The organism is Pseudomonadales bacterium (genome assembly GCA_041395665.1).
In the GTDB taxonomy this organism is placed as follows: domain Bacteria; phylum Pseudomonadota; class Gammaproteobacteria; order Pseudomonadales; family UBA7239; genus UBA7239.
This window is the reverse complement of record JAWLAB010000003.1, coordinates 238921-259242: the sequence shown is the minus strand read 5'-3', so window position 1 is coordinate 259242 and position 20322 is coordinate 238921. Positions and strand designations below refer to the sequence as shown.

Below are 20322 nucleotides of genomic sequence, written 5' to 3'. Positions count from 1 at the left end.
ATGATGTTATCGTCATTCATCTTGATGGCATTGTTTGTATTCGCGGTCTCATTTTCTGTGTGTTATTGGATTGTTACGCGCGGAAAGAAAATATTGCTTGATCATCCCAATGATCGCTCATTGCATGTAACACCCGTGCCGCGCTTGGGCGGCGTTGCTATTGTCGCAGGTGTTTTTATTGGAGTGGTTCTGTGCCATTTTGCGTTGAATGCAGCGATCAGCGTTTTTGCGTGTGCAGCGACAGTGGTTTTGTTGGCTGCCGCACTGTGGGATGACAAAAAGGGTTTGCCGCCATTCGTACGCTTGGTTGTGCAGTGTTTTGCGGCGCTGCTTTTGGTGTGGGGAGATGGTTTGTATGTCGATTGGCAAATACTTTCATGGTTGTGGCCTGTATTAGGTGTTTTGGTGTTGGTGTGGAGTATCAACTTATTCAATTTCATGGATGGCATGGATGGCTTTGCCGGCAGCATGGCTTGCATCGGTTTTGCTGCGCTGGCTATTTCGGGTGTAATGCAAGGGCAGGTGGAATTCGCAATGCTCTGCGCAATAATTTCTGCGGCCTGCTTGGGCTTTCTCTGTTTTAATTTCCCACCAGCCCGCATTTTTATGGGCGACAGCGGCTCTACTTTGCTGGGGCTGGCAATGGGGGGATTGAGCGTTTGGGGTTGGAAGTTGAAGATTTATCCGTTGTGGATGCCGATGGTGATTTTTTCTCCCTTTTGGGTGGATGCTACAGCGACGCTGCTGCGTCGTTTGTATCGTGGTGAAAAAGTATGGCTACCTCATCGGCAGCATTACTATCAGCGATGGGTTTTGGCCGGATACAGCCACCGCCGCGTTGTGGGTATCAATATCGGTTTGATGTTGTTGTGTGCCGCTTCCGTTGTTGTGCAGCAGGTATGTCAATGGCGTTGGCTTGAGATTGGGCTGCCATTGGTTTGGTTTGTGTGTTACGGTTTGATCGCGTTGTACTCGGAGCGTGTGCTACGAGTGAGAGAAACTAAAGGTTAGTTGTGAATATTGCTCGAAAAATTAGTCGATCTCTGCATCAATATTACAAACAAATTGTCATGTTGCTTGTGGATTTTGCTTTGTTGGCCACGGCGTTACTGTTTGCTTTTTGGGCGCGTTTAGGCGAAGTGTGGCTGCCACAGCAAGCGTCACAATACGCATTGTTGGCATTGAGCTTATCTCTGTCATTGTTTGCTTTTGGTCGTTTGGGTTTATACCGCTCCATTATTCGCTATATGGGGCAACAGGCAATTTTTGCGGTGATGCAGGGAGTTTTAATTTCTGCGCTGATTGTTGCTGTGATTGCCTATATGAGCGACATGTTCATGCCGCGTTCAGTTCCCATCATTTATTTATGTTTTGCTTATATTTTTATTGGCGGATCGCGAATGGTGATTCGCGCTTACTATCATAAAGGTGTAGAAATTCACCGTGAGCGTGTGGCAATTTACGGTGCGGGTTCTTCAGGCTTGCAGGTTTATCAGGCGTTAGAGCGTAGTAACGAATACAAGCCGGTGTTGTTTGTTGACGATAATTTGGCCAAGCAAGGCATGATTCTTGATGGCTTGCCTGTGTATGCCGCGTTGAATCTTCCATCTTTGTTTGAACGACACGGCATCACCAAAGTATTGATCGCGATGCCGTCTTCATCACTGCAGCGTCGCAAAGAGATTGTTCAAGAATTGGCAGAAATGGGTGTGGGATCCCACATGGTTCCCGGCATTGAGGAACTGTTGGATAGTTCTTTGCGCGGCACCGATGTTGCGCATGTTTATGACAATATCTTAGGGCGCGTCCCAGTTGAGCCCGATATGCATTTATTGGATCGCTGCATTCGTGAACGAGTGGTTATGGTGACGGGCGCTGCAGGTTCTATTGGTAGTGAGTTGTGTCGGCAGATTCTACTAAACGAGCCGCGTATTTTATTGTTGGTTGATACCAATGAATTTGGTTTGTACCAGATTGATATGGAGTTGCGGCAAACTTTACAGAGTATGGATTCTCCAGCCATTGAACTCGTGTCTTTGTTGGGTAATACGGTCAACCAACAGCAAATGGCACATATCATTAAAAGCTTCCAAGTACAGACAATTTATCACGCCGGTGCATACAAACATGTGCCAATTGTTGAAAACAATATGGCCGAAGGTGTGCGTAATAATGTGATGGGCACTTGGTCTCTAGTAAAAGCTGCCACGGAAAATGCCGTGGAAACTTTTGTATTGATTTCTACTGATAAAGCGGTACGCCCCGTCAGCGCAATGGGGGCAAGCAAACGCTGTGCAGAATTAATTTGTCAGGCTTATGCCAGTGAAAAGACGAGTACGCGTTTCGGTATTGTGCGTTTCGGTAATGTGCTGGGATCTTCCGGCTCTGTTGTGCCTCTGTTTTTTGAGCAAATTAATGATGGTGGACCAGTCACAGTGACGCACCCTGATGTCATGCGTTACTTCATGACGATTCCCGAAGCTGCTCAGTTGGTGTTGCAAGCAGGCAGCATGGGTGAGGGCGGTGAAGTCTTTGTTTTAGATATGGGCAAGCCGGTGCGCATTATGGAGCTGGCAGAGAGGATGATTACTTTATTAGGGCGCTCACTGCGAAATGAAAAAAATCCTGAGGGCGACATAGAAATTGTAATTAGTGGTTTGCGCCCGGGTGAAAAGCTGTATGAAGAATTAATTTTGGGTGACAAAGTATCTGGCACGGGGCATCCAATGATTATGCGTGCAGAAGAAAATTTTTTGCCACTCTCTAATTTATTGGCTTGCCTTGATCAGCTACAACAAGCTTGTGCAGAAAACGATTGTCAAACCATCAAGAACTTACTGAGTGAAGTGGTTGGCAGCTTTTCAGATCAACCGATTAATGATGTGGTTTGGCGCCACAATCATATTTCATACGAAACGAGTAAAGAAAACTCTTCAAATGTGACGCCAATGTTGCGTAAGCAACCGAAAAGCTGATCAACGTTTTCTTGTCATTTCCAACACTGCTGGATCTAGTGGATCCAACTGCTGCCACGCTTTTAAGTAATTATTGGCTTTCTCGTATTGTTTGCTGTCGATTGCCATCGTTACACGCGCCAGCTGCACATCGCGACTGTAGGTGGGTAGGGCGGCTGCTTTATCCAAAACACGCATCGCTTCTTCTACTTTGCCTTTTTGTTGTAAGGCCAATGCGTAAAGATAGTAGAGGCGAGGGTTTTCAGATTGCTGCGTGGCTTTTTGTAGTTGCGTAACGGCCTCGTCCAGTTTGCCGTTACGCACGGACCACAAGGCGTAAGACATCATTAAATCGGTATTGTTAGGCGCAAGTTGCATTGCTTTTTTTAATACGCGCTCGGCATCGGTTTCGCGTTGCAGTGCGCGATATAAATCAGCCAAATTGGCAGATGCAGGAATGTAGTAAGGCTCTCGCTGTATCGCTGTTTTCAGCAAGGTTTCTGCATCGGCTATGCGCTGTTCGCGCATGGCGAGACTGGCTAAGTTAGTCAATGCTGGTGCGCGATCGGCGTCAATATTTTGGCTGTCGATATATTCCTGTCGCGCATTAGCAAAGCGCGTGCTGTCTTGCACAAGAGGATTTCCTGCTAGTAAGCGTGCAGCTTCAATGCGAATCGCTTTTGTGTCGTCATCCAGTAAAGGCAATAGTGAAGATTGCTGATCGGGCGGCAGTGTTTCTGCTGCGCGCAATGCGCCGAGTTTTATTAGATCATCGTTACTTTTTAGTGAATTGATGACTAGCGGTAAATAATCTCGCGTTGGAAAATTGGGCAGCAAATTGATAGTGGTAGCTCGCACGATGGCAGGCTGTGATTCATCTTTAATCAAATCGACCAGTGCATTGTAGGAGGATGGCATTGCTGCGCGCGCCTGTGCGATGACGCTACCGTAATGAGGCGTTTGCCAATCTTTATCCGTATTTTTATCAATCGCTTTTGTTGCCCATGCGGCAGATTTATCGCTGTGGCAGTTGTTGCAGGCGTTAGGTGTACCGAGACTTTCGGTTAAATCTGGGCGCGGAATACGCATACTGTGATCGCGGCGCGCATCAACAGTCATGTAAGTGCGCTCAGGCATATGACAGTTCACGCACAAACTGCCTGCGGTATTGGGTGGGTGCATCGTGTGTTTGGGTTTGTCGTATTCGGTGCTGTGGCATTGCAAACATAAGCCATTGCCTTCAATTTTTACCTTGCCACTGTGTGGGTTGTGGCAGTTACTGCAAGTGACACCGTGCTGCGCCATTTTGCTTTGTAAGAATGATCCGTATTCATAGACTTCGTCTTGGATTTGTCCGTCTGGGAAATACAGTGATTCATCCAATAAAACTGGCATAAACGCATCGAGAAATTTTTCTTTGTCGTTGCTTGTATCAATACGACTGCGTCGGCTGTGACATTGCGCACAGCGTTCAATTTGTGTGCTGTCAGCGGAAGCATTTCGTGACGGCTTTTCTGCCGCTGTTTGTGGTTTCCATAATACTGGTGAGCCTGAGGTGAGTGTGATATCCCAACCTTTATTTTTTTCTTGAGAATTGTTTGGATTTTTTGCCCACGCGATATGTTTGGAGCCAGGGCCGTGACAAGATTCACAGCCTACACCGGTTTCCAGCCAAGTGGATTGAAATGCATTGTTATCAGGCTGAAAGTTTTTTTTGAAATCCGTGTTGTGACATTCAATGCACATGTGATTGGCATTGTGAGAGGGCGAACGCCAATGCAAAACATCGTTGGGTGTAATGGGCTCATTGGCGTAGAGGTGAAACCATTGCTGGCCACCTTCATTAACAGGGCGTGAGTCCCACGCAAATGGCAGGCTCTGCCAGCGACCATCAGGCAAAGCTGTGAGGTATTGCTGTAACGGGAAAACGCCAAAAGTGTATTGCAGGTTTACGGTTGCAGCGGAAGGTGTGCCTTGATCGGTGCTGATCGTGTACTGATTGTCGGTCGCGTTAAAGGAAGTTTTTTGTTGATGGTGTTTCAGTGGTGGCGCGGAGAAATCGCCGAGTACGCTGTTCTTATCAGCGAGCATCATGGCTTTGTGGTGATCGGAGTTCTGCCACTGTTGCTGTTCAGTTGCGTGACAGGATTGGCATTGCTCGCTGCCGACATAAGTGGCTGCTGCGCGGTGCTTTTCCTGAGAGGTTGAAGCCGTGCTTGTGATGTTAACTGGCGGTTCTGATGGTTTTTTTTCACAGCCTAACAAGGCAAAAAAAACAGCAAAAAAGACAAGGAAGCGCAACATGTTTTTGTCGTTATTTTCGGTAGTCCGCCAGTATAGCGCATGCTAGGATGCCCCCCCCTTCACCGTACAGGCGGGCTGGTATGTCGAGCACTTCTACACCGAATTCAATGCGCACATTGGCGCTGGCTGCTTTGGGCGTTGTTTACGGTGATATCGGTACTAGTCCGTTATATACCTTGCGGGAGTGCTTTGTCGGGCATCATCCTGTAGCACTGACTCCTGACAACATCATGGGCGTACTGTCTCTGGTGTTTTGGGCTTTGGTGCTCGTTGTTACCGTCAAATATGTTTTGTTCATCATGCGCGCCGATAACCACGGTGAAGGCGGTATCCTCGCGCTGCTCGCTTTGTCACGCAGCACAGGCGTAAAAAGTGAAAAGCTGAAAGGTGTTTTGGCATTAACGGGTATCTGTGGCGCTAGCCTGTTTTATGGTGATGGCGTTATCACACCAGCCATTTCAGTGTTGTCGGCGGTGGAAGGTTTGAAGGTCGTGGCACCAAGTTTGCACCATGTCACTATCCCTCTTGCTATTTCAATTCTCGTGGCCTTATTCCTGTTTCAACGCAAAGGTACAGCGCGCGTTGGTGCGTTATTTGGCCCTGTTATGTTGATATGGTTTTCGGTATTGGCAGTGCTTGGCATCATCAATGTCATTAAATACCCGGCTGTCTTGGAGGCACTCAATCCTTGGTATGCCGCGAAGTTTTTTAGCGAGCACGGTTTGGGTAGTCTTTTGGCATTTGGCGCGGTCGTTCTGGCTGTTACAGGGGCGGAGGCACTGTATGCCGATATGGGGCACTTTGGTAGGAAGCCTATTCAAGTGGCTTGGTTGCGTTTTGTGTTGCCTGCGCTGACTTTGAACTATTTAGGACAGGGTGCGCTGCTATTAACCAATCCACAAGCAATTGAAAATCCATTCTATTTATTGGCACCAGATTGGTTCTTGTGGCCTCTGTTGCTGCTTGCTACTTGTGCCACCGTTATTGCATCGCAAGCCGTTATTTCTGGCGTGTTTTCTGTTACGCGTCAGGCGGTTCAAATGGGTTTCTGGCCTCGTATGCGCATTGCACATACATCATCCAAAGAAATTGGCCAAATCTACATCCCTATGATGAACTGGTTTTTGATGATAGCAGTGATCTTGTTGATACTCGGCTTTCGCAACTCGGGCAATATCGCAGGTGCTTACGGCATTTCGGTGACGATGGGCATGATGGTCGATACGATTCTGGCCTGCTTTGTGGCACATCGTTTGTGGCGTTGGCCACTGTGGAGTGTTGTGGTCATAGGCGTAGTGCTATTTACCATTGATACACTATTCTTATTCCCGAATGTCTTGAAAATTCCTGAAGGTGGTTGGTTCTCGCTACTTGTTGCAGGCAGCATGATGCTGCTGATGTTTACCTGGCGAAAAGGTCGACGCTTTCTTTCTGATGCTTTGGGCAGAGAAAGTGAACCGCTTCGTCCTTTCTTGGAAGATATTAAAGTCAGTGAGCCGGTTACTGTCCCAGGAACGGCCGTTTTTATGACGAGCTCGCTGAATCGAGTGCCTCATGCCTTGTTGCATAACTTAAAGCACAACAAGGTGCTACACGAACGCGTTGTTTTTCTGACGATAGAGACGCAGGAAATCCCCTTTGTGCCGCAGGGTGACCGTATCCATGTGGAAGATCTTGCGCCGGGATTCTTTGTTGTGCGCGGCTCTTACGGTTTTCAAGAGAGCCCCAATATCCCTCAATTACTGGAAGATTGTGAACCGTTTGGCGTGAACTTTAATCTTATGGAGACGACTTTTTTCCTGTCGCGTGAGCATTTGATTCCTAGCAAGGATTCAGGAATGTCTTGGGTTTTGGATAAGATTTTTGCAGTGATGACACGCAACGCGATGCCAGCTACTACCTATTTCAATATCCCGCCTAACCGCGTGGTGGAAATGGGTACGCAGATCGAGATTTAGCCTGCATTTCGCGGCAATTTCTTTGACATATCAATGATCTATCCATAGAATGCGCCGCCTATGCACAGTGCATCTGCCAGCTCGCCATTGCCACACCATGTTGACGCGGTGAAGCTTTGTCAGCAGGGCGGGCATCTGTCAGGTAGTGCATCGTTTGCGCAGTTACATCGTTTGGGCGATCAGTTGTGTCACCAAAACGGTCAAGCGCAAGTGGATTGGCAGTTTTCGTTGGATGAGCAATCCCGCAAAGTGATACATGGTACGGTCACAGCGGTATTGCCTTTGGTGTGTCAGCGCTGCTTAGAGCAGGTTGATGTAGCCGTTCAAGCGGACACAAGTTTGGCCTTGGTATGGAGTGATGAGCAGGCGGCGCAGTTGTCGCGTTCATTGGATCCAGTGCTGATGGAAAACGATGTGTTGGATGTGCTGGCAACCGTAGAAGACGGGTTGTTATTGGCGCTGCCGATTGTGGCAACGCATGAAAAAGGCGTGTGTGAAATCGGCAACAGTTTGAAGAACTTCTGGCGGAAGCATCAGAGGCAGAGAAATCCCCCAATCCGTTTCAGGTGCTGGCAAACTTGAAAACGGACGGAAACAAAACGTCTTAGTGGCGTTTCCATGAATTGCCAAGCAAAACATTATTTAGGTAGGAGTTCCAAACAATGGCCGTACAAAAAAGCCGTAAATCTCGTTCACGCCGTGGCATGCGTCGTTCACATGATGCTTTGACTGCTAGCACGCTGTCAGTAGATTCAGTAACCGGTGAAAAGCATCTGCGTCACCACATGACTGCGGACGGTTTCTACCGCGGTCGCAAAGTGGTTGAAAACGCTGGCGAATAAAATCATGTGCAGTTGTGCACCAGTTGCTTGGCAAAGTTGCTAACACCTGATGATCACAATTGCTATTGACGCCATGAGCGGGGATTTTGGTCCTCGCGTCACAGTGCCCGCCAGTGTGCGGGCATTGTCGTTTCTGTCAGATATCAATTTGTTGTTGCTCGGCGACAACGAAGCCATCCAAAAAGAATTAGCTAAACTACAACACAATGACAACACGCGCTTGCGCATTGTTCACACTACGCAAACGGTGTCGATGAATGACAAGCCTCTGCAAGCACTGCGCAATAAAAAAGATTCTTCGTTGTATCGCGGTATTCAATTGCTCGCTGAAGGTGAAGTGCAAGCGTTTGTCAGTGCCGGCAATACCGGCGCGATGTTAGTGATTGGGCATCATTTACTCGAACGCTTTGCTGGTATTGATCGCCCTGCGATTTGTGCGCCGATTCCTACGGTGAATGGCAAAGCGTATTTGTTGGATGTCGGTGCCAATGTTGAAGTGGGCGCTGAGAACCTGCATCAATTTGCCATCATGGGTTCGGTATTGGCTTCTGCTGTTTTGGGCAGAACACAACCGCGTGTTGGCTTGCTGAATATTGGCGTGGAAGACATCAAAGGCAATGAACAAGTGCAGCAAGCTGCAACATTGTTGCAAGCCGATACTGCATTGCATTACACGGGTTTTATCGAAGCAGACCAAATTTTTTCTGATCAAGTGGATGTCGTGGTTTGCGATGGCTTTGTTGGTAATGTCGCGTTGAAAGCTAGCGAAGGCGCAGCGCGTTTAATTCGCCAGTATTTGTCGCAAGCGTTCAAGCGCAAATGGATTTACCGCGTGTTGGGTGTTTTAGTCGCGCCGGTTTTGAGTGCCTTTCGTTCGAGCATTAACCCATCGCGCTATAATGGTGCCAGTTTTTTGGGCTTTACTTCTACTTTAGTCAAAAGTCATGGTGGGGCAGATGCCAATGCTTTTTTTCATGCGATTGAAGTGGCAAGTCTAGAAGCAAAAGAAAAAATTCCACACAAAATTGGCGAGACTTTGCAAAAACTTTCTTTGAAGTAATTCTTTGAAACGGTATTTTGAAACAGTGGTTTTAAACAAGGGGGATTCATGAGTAAACCGTTGGCATTTGTTTTTTCTGGGCAGGGCTCACAAAAAGTGGGTATGTTGTCTGAAATGGCAGCAGCATTTCCTATCGTACAAAAAACTTTTGCCGAAGCCTCTGAAGTGTTGGGCTATGACTTATGGAATCTCTGCCAAAACGGCGAGCAAGAGCAATTAAATGCTACGGAAACTACGCAGCCGTTGTTGCTGACATCCAGTGTCGCGTTGTGGCGCGTGTGGCAAGAAAAGCAGGGCAAAAAGCCAGCTCTATTAGCAGGGCATAGTTTGGGTGAGTGGTCGGCTCTGGTGTGTGCGGATGTTTTAGCGTTTGGCGATGCAGTAGATTTGGTGCGTAAACGCGGTGCTTACATGCAAACGGCTGTGCCTAAAGGTGAAGGCAGCATGGCGGCGGTTTTGAATGTCGACGATGAAAAGATTTTATCGATTTGCAAAGAAGCCTCGGATGTTGGCGTAGTGGAAGCGGTGAATTTTAATTCGCCGGGGCAAGTGGTTATTGCCGGTCAAGTGGCGGCAGTGGATAAAGCCTCTGAATTGTTAAAGGCGGCTGGTGCAAAACGCGTACTACCACTGCCTGTCAGCGCACCTTTCCATACTTCCTTGATGAAACCTGCCGCAGAAAATATGGCAAAGCATATTGCCGCCACAGTTTTTCGTGCACCAAGTATTCCCGTTGTTCACAATGTCAATGCAAAAACTGCTGCTGATCCTGAAGCGATTAAAGCATTGATGATTCAACAAATTGATCATCCAGTATTGTGGGTGGATTGCGTGAAAGCATTAGTTAACGCAGGCATTCAAAAAGTGGTGGAATGTGGTGCTGGCAAAGTGCTTTGCGGTCTTTGCACTCGCATCGAAAAAGACATGACAGCATTTGGCATTGAAGACATTGCCGGTTTAGAAAAAGCACTGCTCGAAATTTAATGAGTATTTAACGAGGATTTTGAAATGAGTATTGAAGGAAAAGTAGCATTGGTGACAGGCGCAAGCCGTGGTATTGGCCGCGCGATTGCTGAAGCTTTGGCAAAAATGGGCGCTACTGTTATCGGTACTGCGACGAGCGCATCTGGTGCTGCCGCAATTGCAGAGCGTCTGAAAGCTGAAGTTTATAAAGGTGATGGCGTCGTGTTGAATGTCACGGATGCTAATTCCGTTGAAGCAGCGATCAAATCCATCAATGAACAGTTTGGCAATATTGATATTTTGGTGAATAACGCAGGCATCACCAAAGACAATATTTTGATGCGTATGAAAGATGAAGAGTGGGACGATGTTATCGCCACAAATTTGACTTCAGTGTTTCGTTTGTCGCGCGCGTGTTTGCGCGGCATGACAAAAGCGCGCTGGGGACGCATCATTAATATAAGTTCCGTTGTCGGTGAGATGGGTAATGCGGGTCAGAGTAACTACGCGGCGACTAAAGCAGGTGTGGCAGGTTTTGCGCGTGCATTAGCGCGTGAAATTGGTTCGCGCAATATCACGGTGAACACCGTTGCCCCCGGATTTATCGACACCGACATGACGCATGTGCTGCCGGAAGAGCAAAAACAAATGCTGTTGAATCAGATTCCTCTGGCGCGTTTGGGTAAGCCAGAAGAAATTGCTGCGGTCGTGGCGTTCTTGGCTTCAGAGCCTGCGGGCTACATCACCGGCGAGACGATCCATGTCAACGGCGGGATGTACATGAGTTAAGCCGCAAGGCTTACTCGTAGGTGCATAAATAAGCAGTATCGGCAGCCACTTTTAATTGAAATTTAACATTGGCTGCCACTTCGAATGCGTCACCGGCATTGAAAGTTTGCCAAGTTTCATTGCCAGGGAGCTTTACCACTAACTGGCCACTCACTACCGTCATGACTTCTTTTTGGCTGGTGCCAAATTCGTAATCACCGGGCGCCATCACGCCGACAGTTGCCGGTAATTTTTCACCTTGAAACGCGATAGATTTTACTTTCCCATCAAAGTATTCATTGACTTTTAACATGCCTAGTTGCTCCTATAAATAAAACTCAGGCGGAATAAACAAATATATACTGGGCGCATATTTTAGCAGTTTGTTGAGGAAAACCTTTATGCAAATCTCCAAAGATTCCGTTGTTGTTTTTCACTATCGCTTAAGCGAACAAGGTGGCGCGTTTACCGAGGATTCGCGCACAGAAGAGCCGGTGGCTTATCTGCACGGTCACGACAATATTTTGTCGGGTCTTGAAGAAGTGCTTGTTGGCAAAGCAGCAGGAGATGCCGTTAGCGTCACGCTGCCGCCTGAGCGCGCTTACGGTGTGATCAATCCGCAGATGCAACAGCGTATCTCGATCAAACGCCTGAAATTTAATGGCAAGCTGAAGGCGGGCGATATTGCTTGGGTGGAAACGCAAGAAGGCCCGCGCCAAGTGACCGTGGTTAAACCTGGCAAGTTCATGGCAGAAGTGGATACCAATCATCCGCTGGCAGGAAAAACACTGACTTTTGATATTGAAATTGTTAGCGTAAGAGCGGCCACAGAAGAAGAAATTGCGCACGGGCATGCGCACGGTGAAGGCGGACATCACCACGACTAATAGTTTTAAGGAGAGTTACGATGGATGGTAAAGCGTTAATTAAACAATGCCGTCAGATAGCGTGTAAATATCGCCGCACACTGATCACGCTGTCATCCATTTTATTGCTCTATACCTTGCTCGGCTTTTTCTTTTTGCCGTGGTATTTACAACGCTATCTCACGCATAACTTTGCCCAACAATTGCAACGCACGGTTGAAGTTGCCGATGTGCGGTTTAATCCTTATGCGGTAAAGCTGCAAATTGAAGGTTTCAAAATTGCAGACACAGACAATAGCGCGTTGTTGTCATTTGATTTGTTCTGTGTGGATTACAGCGTTCTCTCTGCATTTCGTTTGCGTTATGGTGTTGAGAACATCATTCTTGCAAAGCCGTTTGTTAAATTGGATGCCAATGGCAAGGGTGGCTTCACGCTGCTGGATGCCTTTGCCAATTTGGCCAGCACAACGCCAGCAGAACCTGAAAAAGTAGAAGCGGATACCAATGCACCGCCGCCTGCGTTTTGGTTGGGCAATCTCAATATTCAAGGTGGTGTGGTTGATTATCGCGATGCCAGCCGTGCGGGTGGTTTCGTTCAGAAAATTGATTTGCCGACTGTTTCGATTAGCGATTTTTATACCAAGAAACGCGAGCACGCTAATCAATTTACCTTAGAAGTCAGTGATACACGCGGCGGCACAGTGCAGTTGGGTGCTGTATTAGAAAGTTTGAAGCCGTTGCAGTTGGATGGTCATCTCGCCATTGATAATCTTGATCTCGCGCCTGCTTGGCAGTGGTTGATGCTGCCGGTTAATTTCAATCTCAAAGCGCCGCATCTTGCTTTCAAAACACAGTTCTCAGTGAAAGCGACTAATGTGTTTGATTTTCAGGCGCTCAATACTTCGCTGGCATTAAAAGATTTGAGTATTTACAGCAAAGACAATGCCGATGTGCCTGTGATTCAGTTGCCCGCATTGGCTGTTAATGATGTGAATGTGAACCTAGTGCAGCAGTCGGTTGTGGTCGGCGGTTTTCAAGCGGATAACGGCGTCATTAATTTAGTGATGGACAAACAAGGTGTAGCAAATTTGCAGACATTGTTTGCGCCGCCTGTGTCAGAAAATCCAACCGCAACTTCTGCATCTACTGAGTCGCAAGTACAGCCAGATACTGCCGCCGCAGCACCGGCAAGTGCGCCACCAGCAGAAGCAAAGCCGTGGGATGTGTTGATTCATAAAATTCGCTTCGATAACTACACCATCAATATTCGTGATGAAAAACCTGCGCAGGTTTTAGCACTCAGCCTGACGCCGCTATCCATTGCTATGGATGAGTGGAAGCCACTTTCACCCGATAAATTTGCTGTGCAAATTCAGAGTGGTATTGCAGGAGAAAAAGTGCCGCAAGCTGGACAGCTGCAAATCAATACGCAGTTGCAGTTGACGCCACTCGTGGCGGACACACAAATCAAACTGGACAAGTTGCCGTTGTCGCTAATTCAGCCGTATGTGCAAGGCGCGGTGCGCGCACAAATTAAAAACGGGCAGCTCAATGCGGCTCTCGATGTGCGTTTTGAATCAGCGGAGAACCCCGTTGTCGGCATCAAAGGCACATCAAATATTCAGCAATTGTTAGTGCAAGAGTTGAATGGTGATAAAAAACTATTGCAGTGGAATGCGTTGGATATTGCAGGCTTGTCTTTCCAATTGCCTGACAATGCATTGAATATTGAAAAAGTGACATTGGACAAACCTGAAACAGGGTTTGTTATTTATAACGATGGTTCAACCAATATCCAAAAACTGTTGGTTGAATCGTCAAAGCCTGAATCAGCAAAAAAATCTTCGGCAACAAAGCCGGCTGTAGCAAAAAATGAGAAACCCGCAGCACCGATGAAGTTGGCTATAGGCAGCATAGATATTCGCAATGCCAATTTGGGTTTTGCCGATATGACCATGAAGCCGAACTTCAAAGTGGCTATGAGCCAGTTGTCGGGTTCTATCAAAGGGCTTTCTTCCAACCCTAAAACGCAGGCGAATATTAATCTGAAAGGCAAAGTAGATCGCTATGCGCCGGTTGTGATCAGCGGAACAATGAATCCTTTAGCCGCTAAGCCGAGTTTAGATACGCATTTTGCGTTTAATAATTTGGAGCTGACAACTTTTACACCGTATTCCGGCACTTATGCGGGCTTCAAAATTAAACAAGGCCAGCTGTCGATCGATCTCAATTACCAGTTGGTCGATAACAAAATTCAAGGCAAGAACAAAATTGTGATGAATCAGTTGCAGTTGGGTGAATCGGTACAGAGCCCTAAAGCAATGGATTTGCCGTTGCGTTTAGCGATTGCGCTACTGCGCGATGAAAACGGTGTGATTGATTTAGGTTTTGAAGTGGGTGGTGATCTCAACGACCCACAATTTTCTGTTGGCGGTATTTTGTGGAAAGTGTTGAGCAATATGGTGATGAAGGTGGTGACTTCACCATTCAAAGCCATTGCTTCACTTGCTGGTGGTGGCGGTGACGCTGCTGAGGGTGTCGACAGAATTGATTTTCTGGCAGGGCAGTCGCAGCTGGATGGCGCGTCTATGGCCAAACTAAAAACAGCAGCAGACTTGCTCAATAAGCGCGCTAGCTTGCGGATTACCGTACAGGGCAATAGTTTGCCGGATGCCGATCGCGCAGCCTTGCAAGATAAAAAGTTGGCGCTGGTTTTGCAGCAAGACAGCAATGCACCGGTGGAAACTTATTTGTCGCCCGTGTCTGCGGTGGATGATGGCGGTGCGTATCGCGCGCTAAATCGTTATTACAAAAAAGCCAAGGCTGAAGATTTAGGCGATGTGCAAAACAAGCTCAAAGCGCAACTGGGTGCAAAAGGCGAGAAACCGGACGGCGACTCCCTCAAGCGCGCCGCTTATGAACAAGCGTGGAAGACAATGCGCAATACGATGGATGTCAAAGATGATGAACTCAGGCAATTGGCATTGGAGCGTGCAACGCAAATTAAAGCGGAATTGGTTGAGAAAAATGCCATCGCACCAGAGCGCGTATTCGTGTTGGATGTGAATGCTGATCCAGAGAAGGCGTCATTGACGACCGCCTTGTCTCTGGATGTGAATTAAATTTCTGCGGCGCGTTTTATTGCGCTGCAGCTTTCAATTCACGACGGCGCCGGTGCAATACTGGCTCGGTGTAACCATTCGGCTGATGCACACCACCAAACACCAATTCACACGCCGCTTGAAACGCAACAGACTCATCGAAGTTGGGTGACATATTGCGATAGTTCGGATCACCCGCATTTTGTCGATCAACTACCACAGCCATGCGTTTGAAAGTTTCTAACACTTGTACGCGTTTGCAAAAATCGTGGCGCAACCAGTTGGCAATGTGTTGACTAGAAATACGCAGCGTGGCGCGATCTTCCATCAAGCCAATGTCATTGATGTCTGGCACTTTGGAGCAGCCGACACCTTGATCGATCCAGCGCACCACATAGCCGAGTATGCTTTGGCAGTTGTTGTCCAATTCTTGCTGAATTTCTTCATCGCTCAATTTGGTGTCGCCTAATAGCGGCAGCGTGAGAATGTCATCAAGGCTGGCGCGCGTACGATTCTGTAATTCTTTTTGGCGTTCAAACACATTCACTTTGTGATAGTGCATTGCGTGCAATGTGGCAGCAGTCGGCGAGGGAACCCATGCCGTATTCGCACCCGCCATAGGGTGTGCAATTTTGGTAGCAACCATTTCTTTCATCAAATCTGGCATCGCCCACATACCTTTACCGATTTGCGCTTTACCAGAAAGTCCACACGCCAAGCCGATATCAACATTCCAATTTTCGTAAGCGCTGATCCACGGTTTTTGTTTCATTTCGTTTTTACGCACCATCACACCAGCTTCCATTGAGGTATGAATTTCATCGCCCGTGCGATCTAAAAATCCGGTGTTGATAAAAATGACGCGTTCTTTTGCAGCGCGAATGCATTCTTTTAAGTTGACGGTGGTGCGGCGCTCTTCGTCCATGATGCCGATTTTGACCGTATTGCGTGCTAAGCCGAGTGCATGTTCAACGCGACCAAAAATTTCGCAAGCAAACGCCACTTCTTCGGGGCCGTGCATTTTGGGTTTAACAATGTATACTGAATTGGTGCGCGAGTTTTTGCGTGTGCCTTTATCTTTCAAGTCGTGCATCGCGATGGCAACGGTAATCATGGCGTCCAAAATACCTTCCGGTACTTCTTCGTCTTTTAATAAAACGGCTTCGTTGGTCATCAAATGCCCAACATTGCGCACCAGCATCAAGGCGCGACCGTGCAGAGTAATCGGCTCGCCTTTTGGGTTGAGTGCATGCAAATCCGGTGCGAGGGTTCGCGTCACTTCTTTGCCATTTTTCAGGAAAGTATCCACCAGCGTGCCTTTCATTAAGCCCAACCAGTTGCGATAAATTTCTGTTTTGTCTTCACCGTCAACAGCGGCGACAGAATCTTCACAATCTTGAATGGTGGTGATGGCAGATTCCAAGGCAACATCTTTGATATGCGCAGGATCATCGCGACCGACAACATGCTCCGCATCAATTTGAATGTCGATGTAAAGACCGTTGTTGCGCAACAAAACATGCGATGGGTTGGATGGATTGCCGTCAGTATTGCGGAACCAGTAACCGGCAAATTGTTCTGGTTTTTTTAGTGCAGTTTTGTCGCCATTCTTTAGCGTGACTTCTAACTGCGCGTTGATGATGGCGTATTTCACCGCATCAGCGTGCGAGCCGTTGGCGAGTGGGGCGACCTCATCTAAAAAATGACGCACATAAGCAATAACTTTTGCACCACGCACAGGGTTGTAACTGTTGCCGCGTTCGCAGCCGTCAGCTTCGTCAATTACATCGGTGCCGTACAGTGCATCGTACAAAGAGCCCCAACGCGCATTCGCAGCGTTCAACGCATAGCGCGCATTTTTTACCGGCACAACCAATTGTGGTCCAGCGAGTGTGGCAATTTCTTCATCGACATGCCCCGTGCTAATACTGAAATCAGCACCTTCTGGCATCAAGTAACCAATTTTTTCTAAGAAGGCTTTGTATTTATCGTGGTCGTGAGGTTTGTCGCAATGCGATTGATGCCAAGTGTCGATTTGTTTTTGCAGCGTGTTGCGTTTGTCGAGCAGGATGTTGTTCTTCGGTCCGAGATCCATCACGATCGATTCAAACGCACTCCAAAAATCTTCTGTGCTGATGTCGAGATCAGGCAGCACTTCATCCGCCACCAAGCGATAAAGTGGTTCAGCAATTTGCAAATTACCTTGAGAAATACGGGGAGTAGTGTGATTGCTCATAGTGGATGACTCTTATTTCAAGGAGGAAAAGCAGAAAAAACAGGTGATTTCTGTATCGCGCGCATGATAGCAGAGCGTGTTGTAAAAATACTTCAAAGCAATACAGCAAAAATGCAGCAAATCTACGCTTTTGGGTAGAAAAATCAGCGCTGAATCCCTAGAATGCCGCCTCCTTTCACCACCCTAGACCCTTACTGGAGACCACCATGTCCATCGGTAATTATGACCGCGATGCTGAGATTGCCCGCCTGAAAAAAGATTGGGCTGAAAACCCTCGTTGGAAAGGCGTTACTCGTCCGTATTCTGCTGAAGATGTTGTGCGTCTGCGCGGCTCGATCAAAGTAGAAAACACCATTGCAAAACGCGGTGCAGAAAAATTGTGGGAAATGGTGACTAAAGGTGCCAAGCCTGCTTTCCGTCCTGAAAAAGATTTCGTGAACTGCATGGGCGCGTTGACTGGCGGTCAAGCGGTGCAACAAGCTAAAGCTGGCGTGCAAGCGATTTACCTCTCTGGCTGGCAGGTTGCGGCAGACAACAACTCTGCATCCACTATGTATCCAGACCAATCTTTGTATCCCGTTGATTCTGTGCCAGCGGTGGTAAAACGCATCAACAACAGTTTCAAGCGCGCTGACCAAATTCAATGGAAAGCCGGTTTGAAGCCAAGCGACGCGGGTTATGTGGATTACTTCCTGCCTATCGTTGCTGACGCAGAAGCAGGCTTCGGCGGTGTATTGAATGCTTATGAATTGATGCGCTCAATGATTGAAGCGGGCGCAGCGGGCGTTCACTTTGAAGATCAGTTGGCTTCTGTGAAGAAGTGCGGTCACATGGGCGGCAAAGTGTTGGTGCCTACACAAGAAGCGGTACAAAAATTGGTGGCTGCGCGTTTGGCGGCGGATGTGGCTGATGTGCCAACTATTGTACTGGCGCGCACTGATGCCAACGCAGCAGATTTGTTGACTTCTGATTTTGATCCAAACGACAAACCGTTTGTGGTTGGCGAGCGCACAGCGGAAGGTTTCTATCGCACACGCGCTGGCATTGAGCAGGCGATCAGCCGTGGTTTGGCTTACGCACCGTATGCTGATTTGTTGTGGTGTGAAACCGCTAAACCTGATTTGGAAGAAGCAAAAGTATTCGCCGAAGCGATCAGAAAACAATATCCCGATCAAATGTTGGCGTACAACTGCTCACCATCATTCAACTGGAAGAAAAACATTGATGACGCAACTATCGCTAAATTCCAGCGCGAATTGTCGGCGATGGGTTACAAGTATCAGTTCATCACTTTGGCTGGTATTCACAATATGTGGCACAGCATGTTCCAGCTCGCATACGCTTATGCGCGCGAAGACATGACTGCCTATGTTGAAATGGTGCAAGAGCCCGAGTTTGCTGCACGCGAAAAAGGTTATACCTTTGTTGCTCACCAGCAAGAAGTCGGCACTGGTTATTTCGATGACATGACGACCGTTATCCAAGGTGGTGCATCATCAGTGACTGCGCTGACTGGCTCGACAGAAGAAGAGCAATTTCATTGATCTTTAGTCGATGAAAGTAAAAAAGCCCGCTGTTTATGCGGGTTTTTTTATGCCACAAAAATAGGTTTGTACTTGCAATCACCGTCAAAAAGCCAATACTGGCAGCCCCATTTGTAGTTGTATTAAGGAGAAAGTCTCATGGCCTTTGAACTTCCCGCATTACCTTACGCAAAAGATGCTCTGGCTCCTCATATCTCAGCCGAAACGCTAGATTTCCACTACAGCAAACACCATCAGGCTTATGTCACCAACTTGAATAACTTGGTGCCGGGCACGGAATTTGAAGGTAAGAGCTTGGAAGACATCATCAAAGCTTCTTCTGGCGGCGTGTATAACAACGCAGCACAAATTTGGAACCACACTTTTTATTGGAACTGCATGAAACCCAACGGCGGCGGTGAGCCAACAGGCGCACTGGCGGACGCCATCAACAAAGCCTACGGTTCTTTTGCGGCATTCAAAGAAAAATTCAGCACGATGGCTGTGGGCAACTTCGGTTCTGCTTGGACTTGGTTGGTGAAAAATGCGGATGGCTCTGTGGAAATCGTCAACATGGGTGCAGCGGGCAACCCACTGACTGAAGGTAAAAAACCACTGCTGACTTGCGATGTCTGGGAACACGCTTACTACATCGACTATCGCAACGCGCGCGCTAAGTATGTGGAGTCTTTCTGGAACTTGGTCAACTGGGATTTTGTTGCCAAAAACTTCGCGTGATACTTCGTTGTATCCGTCATAAAACGCTCCTTTTTAGGGGCGTTTTTTTTCTATATTTCTTATCAAATGGCTGAGAGTGCTTTGTGTCTGTAAAACCGCGCCGTTCTGTTTTGTATATGCCAGCCAATAACACCAGAGCCTTGGAAAAAGCCAAGCAGTTGCCAGCGGATTGCATCGTGATTGATTTGGAGGATGCCGTTTCGCCTGAAGCGAAAATGGAGGCTAGGGCGCAGGCAATTACCGCCGTGCAAGCAGGTGGCTTTGGCTCGCGCGAAGTGGCGGTGCGTATCAATGCCGAGGGTACGCCTTGGTTTGAGGAGGATGTGAGCCAAATCGGCAGCAGTGGTGTGCAGATTGTGGTGCTGCCGAAAGTGGAATCGGCAGAAACGGTCATTGCTGTGGCTGAACGCTTGCCGCAGAGCGCTAAGCTGTGGGCGATGATAGAAACGCCGCGCGGCGTGATGCATGTCGATGCCATCGCTTGCGCCCATCCTTCGCTGGAAGTTTTGGTGATGGGCACTTCGGATTTGGCGAAAGAGCTGCGCGTGCTGCATCGTGCGGATAGAGCGGGTTTGCAGTACGCCTTGGGTCGCTGCGTGTGCGCGGCGCGAGCGGCGGGCCTGGATATTATCGACGGCGTGTATCTCGATTTTCGTGACGAAGCGGGCTTTGCTGCGCTCTGTGAGCAGGGTAAATGGCTGGGGTTTGATGGCAAATCACTGATCCATCCGAGTCAAATCAATGAGGCTAATCGTGTGTTTGCACCCTCTGCCGACGAGGTGTGCAATGCTGAGAAAGTACTTGAAGTATGGCGTGCAGCGGAGCGCGATGGCTCAGGTTTGGCGGTGTTGGATGGCAAGTTGGTTGAGAACTTACACGCGGCAGAAGCGGAGCGAATCTTGCTGTTATCGCAGGCTATCGCACAGAAAACCTAAAGCTATATCTAACATTAAATATATTTCTCAACTTATTGTATTTGTTAAATATTTTATAATTAATCTTCAAGTTT

General features: G+C 47.9%; 16 protein-coding genes. 13 read left to right on the top strand and 3 right to left on the bottom strand.

Translation table 11 applies throughout. The annotated features are described in order from the left end of the window. Positions 1–1011, top strand: a complete 1011-nt coding sequence (locus tag R3E63_05890) for a glycosyltransferase family 4 protein (protein ID MEZ5539477.1) — start codon at positions 1–3, stop codon at positions 1009–1011. 2 nt (positions 1012–1013) lie between these two features. Beyond that, complete coding sequence (locus tag R3E63_05885; GenBank protein ID MEZ5539476.1) at positions 1014–2975, top strand: nucleoside-diphosphate sugar epimerase/dehydratase; 1962 nt, start codon at positions 1014–1016, stop codon at positions 2973–2975. Here R3E63_05885 and R3E63_05880 read toward each other — a convergent pair whose 3' ends face one another. Further along, positions 2976–5258, bottom strand: coding sequence for a multiheme c-type cytochrome (locus tag R3E63_05880; protein ID MEZ5539475.1), 2283 nt, complete (start codon positions 5256–5258; stop codon positions 2976–2978). It lies immediately after the preceding gene. A gap of 80 nt (positions 5259–5338) precedes the next feature. Between R3E63_05880 and R3E63_05875 the strand changes: the two genes are divergently transcribed. The 6 genes from R3E63_05875 to fabG all read left to right on the top strand — a co-directional run bounded on the left by R3E63_05875 (position 5339) and on the right by fabG (position 10870). Further along, positions 5339–7216: a potassium transporter Kup gene (locus R3E63_05875; protein MEZ5539474.1), complete on the top strand. Its 1878-nt coding sequence runs from the start codon at positions 5339–5341 to the stop codon at positions 7214–7216. 60 nt (positions 7217–7276) lie between these two features. Next, positions 7277–7798, top strand: a complete 522-nt coding sequence (locus R3E63_05870) for a YceD family protein (protein MEZ5539473.1) — start codon at positions 7277–7279, stop codon at positions 7796–7798. Positions 7799–7878: 80 nt separating this feature from the next. Further along, positions 7879–8058: a 50S ribosomal protein L32 gene (gene rpmF / locus R3E63_05865; GenBank protein MEZ5539472.1), complete on the top strand. Its 180-nt coding sequence runs from the start codon at positions 7879–7881 to the stop codon at positions 8056–8058. A gap of 49 nt (positions 8059–8107) precedes the next feature. Continuing rightward, positions 8108–9118: a phosphate acyltransferase PlsX gene (plsX, locus tag R3E63_05860; protein MEZ5539471.1), complete on the top strand. Its 1011-nt coding sequence runs from the start codon at positions 8108–8110 to the stop codon at positions 9116–9118. A gap of 48 nt (positions 9119–9166) precedes the next feature. Beyond that, entirely contained in the window at positions 9167–10102 is a 936-nt protein-coding gene (fabD, locus tag R3E63_05855; protein MEZ5539470.1) for an ACP S-malonyltransferase, read from the top strand. A gap of 24 nt (positions 10103–10126) precedes the next feature. Continuing rightward, positions 10127–10870 carry a 3-oxoacyl-ACP reductase FabG gene (gene fabG / locus R3E63_05850; protein ID MEZ5539469.1) on the top strand — a complete coding sequence of 248 codons (744 nt, stop codon included), beginning with the start codon at positions 10127–10129 and terminating at the stop codon, positions 10868–10870. A 10-nt stretch (positions 10871–10880) separates the two neighbouring features. Here fabG and R3E63_05845 read toward each other — a convergent pair whose 3' ends face one another. After that, a complete protein-coding gene (locus tag R3E63_05845) occupies positions 10881–11162 on the bottom strand; it encodes a pyrimidine/purine nucleoside phosphorylase (GenBank protein MEZ5539468.1) in 282 nt (93 codons plus the stop codon). 88 nt (positions 11163–11250) lie between these two features. Here R3E63_05845 and R3E63_05840 point away from each other — a divergent pair, with 88 nt between their 5' ends. Together R3E63_05840 and R3E63_05835 are read left to right on the top strand one after the other, a co-directional pair. Continuing rightward, on the top strand, positions 11251–11736 hold the full coding sequence (locus R3E63_05840; GenBank protein ID MEZ5539467.1) for a peptidylprolyl isomerase: 486 nt from the start codon (positions 11251–11253) through the stop codon (positions 11734–11736). A 20-nt stretch (positions 11737–11756) separates the two neighbouring features. After that, a complete protein-coding gene (locus tag R3E63_05835) occupies positions 11757–14837 on the top strand; it encodes a DUF748 domain-containing protein (GenBank protein MEZ5539466.1) in 3081 nt (1026 codons plus the stop codon). A 16-nt stretch (positions 14838–14853) separates the two neighbouring features. Here the strand turns inward: R3E63_05835 and R3E63_05830 are convergent, their stop codons facing one another. Further along, positions 14854–17052, bottom strand: a complete 2199-nt coding sequence (locus tag R3E63_05830) for a malate synthase G (protein MEZ5539465.1) — start codon at positions 17050–17052, stop codon at positions 14854–14856. A 206-nt stretch (positions 17053–17258) separates the two neighbouring features. On the opposite strand from R3E63_05830, the gene aceA reads away from it, so the two are divergent. The 3 genes from aceA to R3E63_05815 all read left to right on the top strand — a co-directional run bounded on the left by aceA (position 17259) and on the right by R3E63_05815 (position 20248). Further along, the gene (gene aceA / locus R3E63_05825; GenBank protein ID MEZ5539464.1) at positions 17259–18596 is read left to right on the top strand and encodes an isocitrate lyase; all 1338 of its coding nucleotides are present in this window, start codon (positions 17259–17261) and stop codon (positions 18594–18596) included. Between the two features lie 138 nt (positions 18597–18734). Continuing rightward, positions 18735–19313: a Fe-Mn family superoxide dismutase gene (locus tag R3E63_05820; GenBank protein MEZ5539463.1), complete on the top strand. Its 579-nt coding sequence runs from the start codon at positions 18735–18737 to the stop codon at positions 19311–19313. An 83-nt stretch (positions 19314–19396) separates the two neighbouring features. After that, complete coding sequence (locus R3E63_05815; protein ID MEZ5539462.1) at positions 19397–20248, top strand: CoA ester lyase; 852 nt, start codon at positions 19397–19399, stop codon at positions 20246–20248. Positions 20249–20322 lie beyond the last annotated feature (74 nt).